This is a genomic window from Stenotrophomonas sp. (assembly GCF_036662295.1).
Taxonomy (GTDB): Bacteria; Pseudomonadota; Gammaproteobacteria; order Xanthomonadales; family Xanthomonadaceae; genus Stenotrophomonas.
Map to the genome: position 1 here is coordinate 1 of NZ_JAVWXA010000124.1, position 11049 is coordinate 11049.

At 67.5% G+C, this 11049-nt stretch carries 13 protein-coding genes and 1 pseudogene; 4 read left to right on the forward strand and 10 right to left on the reverse strand.

Annotated elements, in window-relative coordinates:
- Positions 1-171 precede the first annotated feature (171 nt).
- Positions 172-450 (forward strand): transposase, encoded by a 279-nt coding sequence (locus RSA25_RS17175; RefSeq protein ID WP_332810049.1) that lies wholly within the window; start codon positions 172-174, stop codon positions 448-450.
- Positions 451-1041: 591 nt separating this feature from the next.
- Here RSA25_RS17175 and RSA25_RS17180 read toward each other — a convergent pair.
- From RSA25_RS17180 to RSA25_RS17190, 3 genes are read right to left on the reverse strand one after another with little or no spacing between them, the layout of a single operon-like run.
- Positions 1042-1992 carry an aspartate carbamoyltransferase catalytic subunit gene (locus RSA25_RS17180; RefSeq protein WP_332810050.1) on the reverse strand — a complete coding sequence of 317 codons (951 nt, stop codon included), beginning with the start codon at positions 1990-1992 and terminating at the stop codon, positions 1042-1044.
- 15 nt (positions 1993-2007) lie between these two features.
- A complete protein-coding gene (gene ruvX / locus RSA25_RS17185) occupies positions 2008-2505 on the reverse strand; it encodes a Holliday junction resolvase RuvX (RefSeq protein WP_332810051.1) in 498 nt (165 codons plus the stop codon).
- A complete protein-coding gene (locus RSA25_RS17190) occupies positions 2498-3064 on the reverse strand; it encodes a YqgE/AlgH family protein (protein WP_332810052.1) in 567 nt (188 codons plus the stop codon). Before RSA25_RS17190 ends, ruvX begins: the two co-directional genes overlap by 8 nt.
- 83 nt (positions 3065-3147) lie before the next feature.
- Here RSA25_RS17190 and RSA25_RS17195 point away from each other — a divergent pair, with 83 nt between their 5' ends.
- Both RSA25_RS17195 and RSA25_RS17200 read left to right on the forward strand, forming a co-directional pair.
- Positions 3148-4944, forward strand: a complete 1797-nt coding sequence (locus RSA25_RS17195; RefSeq protein WP_332810053.1) for a DUF4153 domain-containing protein — start codon at positions 3148-3150, stop codon at positions 4942-4944.
- Positions 4941-5498 (forward strand): DNA-3-methyladenine glycosylase I, encoded by a 558-nt coding sequence (locus RSA25_RS17200; RefSeq protein WP_332810054.1) that lies wholly within the window; start codon positions 4941-4943, stop codon positions 5496-5498. The genes RSA25_RS17195 and RSA25_RS17200 overlap by 4 nt, the downstream gene beginning before the upstream one ends.
- On the opposite strand, the gene RSA25_RS17205 is transcribed toward RSA25_RS17200, so the two are convergent.
- From RSA25_RS17205 to RSA25_RS17220, 4 genes and pseudogenes are all read right to left on the reverse strand, one after another.
- Positions 5483-6190 carry a YitT family protein gene (locus tag RSA25_RS17205; RefSeq protein WP_332810055.1) on the reverse strand — a complete coding sequence of 236 codons (708 nt, stop codon included), beginning with the start codon at positions 6188-6190 and terminating at the stop codon, positions 5483-5485. The genes RSA25_RS17200 and RSA25_RS17205 overlap by 16 nt on opposite strands.
- Positions 6191-6259: 69 nt before the next feature.
- Positions 6260-6469 carry a DUF4287 domain-containing protein gene (locus tag RSA25_RS17210; protein WP_332810056.1) on the reverse strand — a complete coding sequence of 70 codons (210 nt, stop codon included), beginning with the start codon at positions 6467-6469 and terminating at the stop codon, positions 6260-6262.
- 120 nt (positions 6470-6589) lie between these two features.
- Positions 6590-7042 carry a hypothetical protein gene (locus RSA25_RS17215; protein ID WP_332810057.1) on the reverse strand — a complete coding sequence of 151 codons (453 nt, stop codon included), beginning with the start codon at positions 7040-7042 and terminating at the stop codon, positions 6590-6592.
- 105 nt (positions 7043-7147) lie between these two features.
- Positions 7148-7314 (reverse strand): annotated as a pseudogene (locus tag RSA25_RS17220) (DUF4287 domain-containing protein); the annotation flags it as partial.
- A 200-nt stretch (positions 7315-7514) separates the two neighbouring features.
- On the opposite strand from RSA25_RS17220, the gene RSA25_RS17225 reads away from it, so the two are divergent.
- Positions 7515-8336: an alpha/beta hydrolase gene (locus tag RSA25_RS17225; protein WP_332810058.1), complete on the forward strand. Its 822-nt coding sequence runs from the start codon at positions 7515-7517 to the stop codon at positions 8334-8336.
- 72 nt (positions 8337-8408) lie between these two features.
- Here RSA25_RS17225 and RSA25_RS17230 read toward each other — a convergent pair whose 3' ends face one another.
- The 3 genes from RSA25_RS17230 to RSA25_RS17240 form a co-directional block, all read right to left on the reverse strand.
- Complete coding sequence (locus RSA25_RS17230; protein ID WP_332810059.1) at positions 8409-8990, reverse strand: hypothetical protein; 582 nt, start codon at positions 8988-8990, stop codon at positions 8409-8411.
- Between the two features lie 126 nt (positions 8991-9116).
- The gene (locus RSA25_RS17235) at positions 9117-10253 is read right to left on the reverse strand and encodes a PilT/PilU family type 4a pilus ATPase (RefSeq protein ID WP_228886758.1); all 1137 of its coding nucleotides are present in this window, start codon (positions 10251-10253) and stop codon (positions 9117-9119) included.
- A 142-nt stretch (positions 10254-10395) separates the two neighbouring features.
- A partial coding sequence (locus RSA25_RS17240) for a PilT/PilU family type 4a pilus ATPase (protein WP_332810060.1) occupies positions 10396-11049 on the reverse strand: 654 nt, incomplete at its 5' end.

The following is an 11049-nucleotide window of genomic DNA, read 5'->3' on the forward strand; positions in this document are numbered from 1 at the left end:
CCGGCCGTGCCAGGAGCCGGCCAGCGGCCGGCACTACCAATGGGTTTCCTGCGGAGCCGGCCAGCGGCCGGCACTACCGGTGGGTTTCCTGCGCACCATCGGGGGCTTGGACCACGGGCAGGTCGGCCTTGGCCCGATATCGCCACATACATCGACGGTCGACGATGTGCCATGAGCTCTTCTCGACTGCGTACCGGCCGCTGTTCGCTTCCCGGACAGGCCTATGTGCTGACGATGGTGTGCCAGCACCGGCGGGCCGCCTTCGAAGAGGCGGACGCAGCGGCAATCGTCATGGCCCACCTGCAGGACATCGACCGGTGCGGGCACGTGCAGTCATTGGCGTGGGTGGTCATGCCGGACCACCTGCATTGGTTGCTGCTGCTGCGCACCGCCACGCTGCACGAGGTGGCGCGACGCTTCAAATCCTCCAGCGCGCTGGCGATCAATTGATCGCGTGGACGTGGCGGTGCCTTCTGGCAGTCGGGCTATCACGACCACGCCGTGCGTACCGATGCGTCATTGCGACGGCACGCGCTGTACATCCTCGGCAATCCCATCCGGGCAGGGCTGAGCCGGCAGATCGGGGAATACCCCTACGCCTGGTGCCTCTGGCCACACGAGCCTGACCGCCTCCCCCCACAAAACCCGACCCGGTAGTGCCGGCCGCTGGCCGGCTCCCGACAAAAACAAAGTGCAACGGGTAGTGCCGGCCGCTGGCCGGCTCCCGACAAACACAAAGTGCAACGGGTAGTGCCGGCCGCTGGCCGGCTCCCGACAAAAACAAAGTGCAAGGGTAGTGCCGGCCGCTGGCCGGCTCCCGACAAGGCCGGATGGATGCAGAGCCGGCCAGCGGCCGGCACTACCGGCGGGTTTGCTGCAGAGCCGGCCAGCGGCCGGCACTACCGATGGGTTTGCTGCAGAGCCGGCTAGCGGCCGGCACTACCGGTGGGTTTGGTGCAGAGCCGGCCAGCGGCCGGCACTACCGGTGGGTTTGGTGCAGAGCCGGCCAGCGGCCGGCATTACCCCCACCGGCACCCCACCTCACCCCAACAACGTTTCCAGCACCGCCATGCGCACGGCCACGCCGTTGGCGACCTGGCGCAGCACCCACGACTGCGGGCCGTCGGCGACCTCGTCGGTGACTTCCACGCCGCGGTTGATCGGGCCCGGGTGCAGCACGGCGGCGTCGGTGCCGGCACGCTTGAGGCGCGTGGCGTCCAGGCCGTACTCGGCGTGGTACTGCTCGATCGACGGCACCAGGCCTTCTTCCATGCGCTCGCGCTGCAGGCGCAGCATCATCAGCGCGTCGGCGCCTTCCAGCAGCGCATCGAAATCCTGGCCGACGATGCAGCCCTTGAGCGTGTCGTCATCAGGCAGCAACGACTGCGGGCCGCAGACGCGGATTTCGCCCACGCCCAGGGTGCGCAGCGCATGCAGGTCGGTGCGGGCCACGCGCGAGTGCTTCACGTCGCCGACGATCAGCACCTTCATCTTCGAGAAATCGCTGCCCTTGGCCTGGCGCAGGGTGAGCATGTCCAGCAGGCCCTGGGTCGGGTGCGAGCTGCGGCCATCGCCGGCGTTGACCAGCGCGGTGCCCTCGCCGGCCGCTGCCGCCAGTGCCGCCACGGCCCCGTCATCGGGATGGCGCACCACGAAGCCGCGCACGCCCATCGCTTCCAGGTTCTTCAGCGTGTCGCAGGCGGTCTCGCCCTTGCGCGTGGACGAGGTGGACGCATCGAAGTTGAGCACGTCCGCCCCCAGCCGCTGCGCGGCCAGCTGGAACGAGCTGCGGGTGCGGGTGGACGGTTCGAAGAACAGCGTGCACACCGCCGAGCCGCCCAGCACGTGGCGCTTGTTGCCGACCCGGCCCACCGCCGCGTCGCGGATCTGGCCGGCGCGGTCGAGCAGCTGCAACAGGGTGTCGCGGGGCAGACCTTCCAGGGTCAGCAGGTGGCGCAGGCGTCCGTCGGAATCGAGTTGCGAAGCGGTCATGGGCAGGGTCTGGGGTCAGGAAACGGGGGTGGCGTCGTCGGGGCTGGACAGCCAGCGCTCGATGATCACCGCGGCGGCCACCGCATCCAGGGTGGCGGCATCGCGGCGACGCTTGCGGCCTTCGGCACGCTCGACGGCAAACCGGCGCGCGGCCTCGACCGAGCTGGAGCGCTCGTCGACCAGCACCACCGGCAGCTTGAATCGTTCCCGCAGCTGGCGGGCAAAGCCCTGCGCGCGCTTGCGGTTGGGCTGGTCCTGGCCATCCAGGGTGAGCGGGTCGCCCACCACCAGGCCGTCGGGCCGCCATTCCTTGATCAGGCGCTCCACCGCGGCCCAGTCCGGGCCGTTGCCATGCACGTCGACCACGGCAATGGCGCGCGCATGGGTGCCGAACGAGCTGCCGATGGCCACGCCGATGCGGCGCGAGCCCACGTCGAAGCCGAGCACGGTGCCATCGCGACGGATGGCCGGCGGTGCAGGCGTGGCCGGCGGGGGCGAGACCGGTTCAGACATGGCCGCTGTAATCGGTGAGGCGGAACAGGTCCACGCCGATCCGCGAGGCGGCACCCTGCCAGCGCTGGTCCAGCGGCGTGCTGAACAGCAGCTCGGCGTCGGCCGGCACGGTCAGCCAGCTGTTCTCGGCCAGTTCGTTTTCCAGCTGGCCCTCGCTCCAGCCGGCGCAGCCCAGCGTGACCAGCGCATTGCGCGGGCCTTCGCCACGGGCCATGGCTTCGAGGATGTCGCGCGAGGTGGTCAGGTACACCCCCTCGCCCACGGCCAGGCTGGAATCCCAGCGGCGCGCATCGTCATGGATGACAAAGCCGCGCTCGGGATGCACCGGGCCGCCGTTGAGCACCACCTGGCCCCGCAGCGTGGGGTCGTCGGTGGCGATTTCCATCTGCGCCAGCACCTCGCCCAGCGTGTACTCCGAGGGCTGGTTGACCAGCACCCCCATCGCACCGTTGTCGTCGTGCTGGCAGATCAGCGCCACGCTGCGCGCGAAGGTGGGATCGGTCAGCGACGGCAGCGCGACCAGCAGGTGATGGGCGAGAGAGGTGGAAAGCTCGGACATGGGTCCCATTCTACCCGCTGGGCCCGGGACACGGGCGTGAGCGCTCGGCTAGCATGCAGGGTTTCCCGGAAGGATCCGCCCGCATGAATGCCAGTCCGGCACTGTCCACCACCACCCGCAGCGCGATCGTGCTGATCGCCCTGCTGCAGGGCCTGATGCTGTACATCGTGCAGGAAGCCGACCACGCCTGGCCCTTCAACGAAATGGGCAACCGCCTGCGCTGGTACGCCTGGGTGCTGAGCGTGCCCACCGCCGTCGCCCTCACCTTGGTGGAGCTGCGTGACCGGCGGCTGTGGCTGCATGCCGCGCTGGCCTCGCTGCTGGTGCTGGGGCTGGCCAGCTGGATCGGCTGGAACGTCGGCACCGCGGACCAGCACCTGAGCAATGATGGCCTGTTGGTGCCCTTCACGATCAGCATGGCCATCGCCGTGTTCGTCAGCCTGCCGTGGTGGCAGTACCGCCTGCAGATGGGGCATTGGCATGCGCCGTATGCGGCGCTGTTCGAACGCGCCTGGCAGAACGGGCTGACCCTGGCGCTGGCCATGGCCTTCACCGGGTTGACCTGGCTGCTGCTGTGGTTGTGGGCGCAGTTGTTCGTGCTGGTGGAGATCCGCTTCTTCCGCGAACTGTTCCGCGAAGATGCCTTCATCGCCCTGGCCACCGGCAGCCTGTTCGGCTTCGGCGTGCTGATCGGGCGCACCCAGCATCGCGCCATCCAGATGGTGCGCTCGGTGCTGTTCGCGGTCGGGCGCGGGCTGCTGCCGCTGCTGGCGCTGATCGCGGTGACCTTCGTGCTGAGCCTGCCCTTCACCGGGCTGGAGCCGCTGTGGCGGACCCGCTCGGCCGCCAGCCTGCTGCTGACGCTGTCGCTGCTGCTGGTGGTGTTCGTCAACGCGGTGTACCAGCACGACAGCGCCACCCCACCCTACCCGGCCTGGCTGCGGCGCTTCGTCGAAGCCAGCCTGCTGGCGTTGCCGGTGTATGCGGCCCTGGCGGTGTATGCGATGGCGCTGCGCATCGGCCAGTACGGCTGGACGCTGGACCGCTTCTGGGGGCTGCTGGTGGCGCTGGTGGTGGCCGGCTATGGGCTGGGCTATGCGCTGGCCGTGGTGCGCCCGCGCGAGACCTGGCTGCAGCGGATCGAGCCGGTCAACCGCTGGATGTGCTGGACCGTGCTCGCCCTGGCCCTGCTGGCCAACTCGCCGGTGCTGGACCCGATCCGGATCAGCGTGGCCAGCCAGGTCGCCCGGCTGCAGGCCAACGCGGCGGCGATCGAGCTGGACGAGGTGCAGACCCTGCGCTTTTCCCTCGGCCGTCGCGGCGTGCAGGCGCTGGAGGCCCTGCCCGACGACCCGGCCTTCAGCCACGATGCCCGCGCGCGCGCGGTGATCGCCACCATGCTGGCGCGGACATCGCGCAGTGGATGGGAGCAGGAGGGCCGCCGGGAGAACCGCATCACCGACCCGCAGGTGCTGCAGCAGCACATCAAACTGGCCCGCGACACGCCCGCCCCCGATCCGGACTGGTGGCGCGCGGTGCTGGCCAGCCAGGTGGCCGTGGGCAACTGCCTGAAACTGGACACCCGTTGCGTGGCGCTGCGCCGCGACCTCGATGCCGACGGCGCCGATGAGATGCTGCTGTGCGAGCTGCTGGACTACATGGGCCCGCAGTGCCGCGTGCATGCGCGCCAGGGCACGCAGTGGGCCGATGTGGGCCAGCTGGACTTCCCGGCTTCCGGCCAGGCGTCGGCCAAGCGCGCCAACCAGGCCCTGCAGGAGGGGCATGTGGACATCCACCCGCCGCGCTGGGGCCGCGTCTCGCTTGAGGGCGGCCCGCAGCAGAGCCTCGACGAACCCGCCAGCAAGGAACCCCGCCCATGAGCGGCTACTGCCTCATCGCCCCCGGCCATCCGGTCCACGGCCACTACCACGACCACGAATACGGCTTTCCGCAGCGCGAGGAGCGCGAGCTGTTCGAGCGGCTGATCCTGGAGATCAACCAGGCCGGGCTGAGCTGGGAGACCATCCTGAAGAAGCGCGAGGGCTTCCGCGCCGCTTACGACGGCTTCGACGTGGACACCGTCGCCGGCTACGGCGAGCGCGACATCGAACGCCTGCTGGGCGATGCGGGCATCATCCGCAACCGGCTCAAGGTGCACGCGGCAGTCCACAACGCGCAGGTGATCCAGCAGTTGCGGGCCAGCCACGGCAGTTTCGCCGCGTGGCTGGACGCGCACCACCCGCAGGACAAGGCGGCGTGGGTGAAGCTGTTCAAGAAGACCTTCCGCTTCACCGGCGGGGAGATCACCGGCGAGTTCCTGATGAGCCTGGGCTACCTGCCCGGCGCGCACAGCCCGGACTGCCCGGTGTACGCGCGGCTGCAGGCATTGAAGGCGCGCCAGCAGGTGCCGCCGCCCGGTCAGACGCCCATGTAGCGGCCCGGGCGGTGGTTGAACATCAGCACCAGGCTGAGCACCACCGCGCCGATCGCCGAATACATCACCTGCGACGGCGACAGCACGAAGAAGGCCACGCACATCAGCAGGGTGTCGAAGGACATCTGCACCTTGCCCGCGCTCCAGCCGCGGGTGCGCTGCAGGTATACCGCCAGGATGCCGATGCCGCCGAGGCTGGCGCGGTGGCGGATGTAGAACAGGATGCCCAGCCCGGCCAGCGCGCCGCCGACCAGCGCCGAATACAGCGGGGCGATGTGGGCGAAATCGGCCCAGCGCGGCAGCAGGTCGGTGAGCACGCCGCAGGCGGTGACCGCCGCGAAGGTCTTCAGGGTGAATTCCCACCCCATGCGGCGCACGGCCACCCAGTAGAACGGCAGGTTGACCAGCACGAACACCACGCCGAAATTCCAGCCGAAGGCGTAGTGGGACAGGAACGCCAGCCCGGCCATGCCACCGATCATCAATCCGCCCTTGGCGAAGATGGCCAGGCCCAGCGAGGCCACCAGCGTGGCCAGGATCATGCCCTGCACGTCTTCGGCCACCGAGTGGCGCAGCGCTTTTTCGTCGGCGACGGTACCGGCACTGTCCGGCGGCGGGGTCAGCGGACCGGCGGTGACCAGGTGGCCGTCAGCGTCGTCGCACGGCGCGGGGCCATGGGAATGCAGGGACATGGGGGCGGGGGGTGGGCGTGGGGAGCGGTATTAGACACGATCGGCGTGACAGTTGCAGGTGAAATCGATTCAGCCGCCGCGCAGGTGGTGGGCGACCAGTGCATTGGCGTGGCCGTGGCCCAGGCCGTGCTCGGTCTTCAGGAACGCCACCAGTTCCATGTGCCGGGCCCCGCCCTGGGCCACCAGCAGCGCCAGCCAGTGGCCGACCGGCTGGCCGTAGGTCTTCTCGATGGACGGGAAGTACGACGCCGGGCCCTTCACCTTCGGGGTATCGCTCATGACCGCTGCCTCGCTGCACGACGGGCCGGGGTGGCCGCTTCATCTGGTATGACGTGCGGGGGTGCGCAGAATCGACAGGAACTTCAGCCCGCATCCCACTTTTCCTGCAGGAAGCCCGCGTCAGGTCATTTGAAGGTATCGGGCATCCCCCAGACCCACCTGGCCCCATATGAGACGCCGCTCAAGCGGGTCATATTGGGTATCGGCTTCCCATAGCGTCAAAATTTGGTTCGGAAACACATGCCCATTTCGATTGAACTTGTGTGTGTCAGAGGCATCGGCGTCGGCGACGATCGCAAACAGCTCTTTGGCTGGCGTATCGAAGACGTTTCGCCCCTGATAGATCGCAGTGAACCGCGTATGCGACGCGACGCCAATGAAACTAGCAGTTCCTTCGTGATATTCGACCTGAATGCTGTTTCCACAGAAGTAGTCTAACGAAGCCCTCTCGGATTCAAAGCGCAGGCCTGCCTCCTCCATCGCCTTTCTCACGGTGCTGCGGGATTCACCCAGGATGATCGGACCGATGCCGCAGCGGGGAACGATTTTCAGTTCAATCACGTCTTTTTCCATGTTGGCATCTGCCTGCTAACTAGTTCTCAGCGCAGGAGAGTGCAGGCTGAGCATCTCGGGCAGAAGAGGCAGACACGACACTCGTAATGAAAGCCTGCGTGCCCTGAGGTGGTGGGCCACCAATGCATTGGTGTGGCCGTGGCACAGCCTGCTTTCCGGCTTGACGAAGGCCACCAGCTCAGTGTGCTTGCGTCCACCTTGATCAATCAGCAGCGCAAACCAACAGCCGACGGGTTGGCCGCGGTTCCTCGGGCGGAAGGGGGGCAGGACACTGCGTCTTTAAGTGGCGTGGATCTGCTCATGAATACTCCCTCAAAGGAAGGGACATCCCGATCCATGCCGAAGCATTCAGCTACGACGCGTCAGAGGATGCGCAATCGACACGGGTGTTCATGCCCGCTGAACACCTTGCTGCTGCAGCATGCCAGCGCACGTCCGCCCGTCCCCTCTTCACCTTGCAGGAGTCTGCCTCATGCCTTACCTCACCACCCCCGACAAGACCGAGATCTTCTACAAGGACTGGGGCAACGGCCAGCCCATCGTGTTCCACCACGGCTGGCCGCTGAGCGCCGATGACTGGGACACCCAGCTGCAGTTCTTCCTGCTGCAGGGCTACCGCGTGATCGCCCATGACCGCCGGGGCCACGGTCGCTCGTCGCAGACCCGCGACGGCCATGAGATGGACACCTACGTGGCCGACGTCAACGCGCTGGTCGAGCACCTGGACCTGCGCGATGCGGTGCACGTGGGCCATTCCACCGGCGGCGGCGAAGTGGCCCATTACGTGGCCCAGGCCAGGCCGGGGCGCGTGGCCAAGGCAGTGCTGATCGGGGCGGTGCCGCCGATCATGGTCCAGAGCGAGCACAACCCGGGCGGCACGCCCAAGGCGGTCTTCGATGGCTTCCGCCAGCAGTTGGCAGCCGGCCGCGCCAGCTTCTACCGCGAGGTGCCGATTCCCTTCTACGGCTTCAACCGCGAGGGCGCGCCGGTCCAGCAGGGCGTGGTCGACAACTGGTGGCGGCAGGGCATGATGGGCGCGATCAACGCGCACTACGACTGCATCCGGGCGTTCTCGGAAACCGACTTCACCGAAGACCTGAAGAAGATCGACGTGCCAGTGCTGGTGATGCATGGCGACGACGACCAGATCGTACCCATCGCCGATTCGGCCGAGCGTTCGATCACCCTGCTCAAGCACGGCACCCTGAAGGTCTACCCCGGCTACCCACATGGCATGTGCACCACGCATGCCGAGGTGATCAACCCGGACCTGCTGGCGTTCATCCGGGGCTGAGACGGAACCGCCGCTGGTCGTCAGCGCTTGCTGGCGACCAGTCTTGCGCCCGGCGCCATCACGCCCCCGACATCACCCCTTTGGCAGCTGCACCGTTACCTCGCCCAGCAGCATCACCGTCAGCACCAGCGCCAGCAGCGCGCCGCCGGCGAGCAGGACAAGGATGTGCCAGACGGTCAGCCGGTCCTGCCGGGTGCTGTCGATGCGCTCGTCGCGATGGTACTGGCGCAGCAGCGCATTGACCGGCAGCAGCGGCACGAAGCTCAGGAAGGACAGCAGCGACAGGGCACTGTCCGCGCGGCTGGCCAGGTTCAACAGCAGGAAGAGGATGCCCAGCAGGGCCACCGGGAAGGCCAGTTCGCGGCGGCGGCCGCGGGCCATCTCGCTGAGCTGGCCAAAGCAGGAGAACGACCACAGCGGGCAGAACAGCGCGCGCGCCCACGGCCACAGCGATGCGCCGGTCTCGCGCTGGATCGCCTGCCAGTTCCGCCAGAACCAGTACATCGTGTAGACGCCGAACGTCGCCACCGACATCGCGCCCAGCTTGAGCGTGGAAGGGGCGAAAAACACCGGCTTGTCGATGGCCGGTGGCGGCACCGCGCGCGGCGCGTGCGGCAGCGGCGCGGACATCGGCGGATGGTAGGGGTTGTGCATGTCCATATGCGGGTACGCCGTCAGGTCGGGCGCCGGCGGCTGCCGGCACCGCGCCCGCAACCGGACGCGGCGCGACTATGCCAGAGAGCGGCGCGCCCCACCAGCGTGGCGCGCGCCCTGCCCGGCTCAGCGGATCTCGGAGATCTCCACCCCGTCCAGCCCCTGCGACAGCGTGCGTGCGTCGCCGCCCTGGGAGAGCTTGATGCGCAGGCGCACTTCGTTCTGCGAGTCGGCGTAACGCAGCGCATCCTCGTAGCTGATCTCGCCGGCCTGGTACAGCTCGAACAGGCTCTGGTCGAAAGTGCGCATGCCCAGCTGCACCGACTCCTTCATCACTTCCTTGAGCTTGTGGATCTCGCCGTCGCGGATGTAATCCTGCACCAGCGGCGTGCCGAGCATGATCTCCATGGCGACCTTGCGCGACTTGCCATCCGGGGACGGCACCAGCTGCTGGGCGACCACGCCCTTGAGGTTCAGCGACAGATCCATCAGCAACTGGTTGCGACGGTCTTCGGGGAAGAAGTTGATGATGCGGTCCATCGCCTGGTTGGCGTTGTTGGCGTGCAGCGTACACAGCACCAGGTGGCCGGTTTCGGCGAAGGCGATGGCGTGGTCCATGCCTTCGCGGGTGCGCACTTCGCCGATCATGATCACGTCCGGCGCCTGGCGCAGGGTGTTCTTCAGCGCCGCTTCCCAGCTGTCGGTATCGATGCCCACTTCACGCTGGGTGATGATGCAGCCTTCGTGCTTGTGCACGAATTCGATCGGGTCTTCGATGGTGATGATGTGCCCGGTCGAGTTGTGGTTGCGGTAGCCGATCATCGCCGCCAGCGAGGTGGACTTGCCGGTGCCGGTGGCGCCCACGAACAGGATGATGCCGCGCTTGGTCATCGCCAGCGTCTTGATGATCGGCGGCAGGTTGAGCTCCTCCACGGTGGGAATGCGCGTCTCGATCCGGCGCAGCACCATGCCCACCTGGTTGCGCTGGTAGAAGCAGCTCACACGGAAGCGGCCCACGCCGGACAGGCCGATGGCGAAGTTGCACTCGTGGGTTTTTTCGAACTCCTCGCGCTGCGCCGGCGTCATCACGTTGAGCACCATGTCGCGGCTCTGCTGCGGCGTGAGCGGGGTCTGGGTGATCGGCGAGATCTTGCCGTTGACCTTGATCGCCGGCGGCATGCCCGCGGTGATGAACAGGTCCGACGCCTTCTGGTGCGCCATCAGCTTGAGGAACGAGGTGAAGTCGATGGTGGTGGTGCTCATCGCGGTGTACTCCGAAGGTTGCCTGGAGCCGGCCAGCGGCCGGCACTACCCGATTGCGAGCCGGCCAGCGGCCGGCACTACCCGATTGCGAGCCGGCCAACGGCCGGCCGTGCAGGAAGCCGGCCGGCGGCCGGCGCTACCATCACTCGAAAATCCGCTTGTCCTTGGCGTATTCGCGCGCCTGGTTGCGGGTGATCAGGCTGCGCTTGACCAGGTCCTGCAGATGCTGGTCCAGCGTCATCATGCCCATCTGCTGGCCGGTCTGGATGGCCGAGTACATCTGCGCCACCTTGTCCTCGCGGATCAGGTTGCGGATGGCCGGCGTGCCCACCATGATTTCCCACGCGGCGGTACGCCCGCCCCCGACCTTCTTCAGCAGGGCTTGGGAGATCACCGCACGCAGCGACTCGGACAGCATCGAGCGCACCATCGGCTTTTCGCCGGCGGGGAACACGTCGATGATGCGGTCGATGGTCTTGGCCGCCGAACTGGTGTGCAGCGTGCCGAACACCAGGTGGCCGGTTTCCGCGGCGGTCAGCGCCAGGCGGATGGTTTCCAGGTCGCGCAATTCGCCGACCAGGATGATGTCCGGGTCTTCACGCAACGCCGAGCGCAGCGCTTCGTTGAAGCCGTGCGTGTCGCGGTGCACTTCGCGCTGGTTGATCAGGCACTTCTGCGAGGTGTGCACGAATTCGATCGGATCCTCGACGGTGAGGATGTGGCCGTATTCGTTCTTGTTGATGTAGTCGATCATCGCCGCCAGCGTGGTCGACTTGCCCGAACCGGTCGGGCCGGT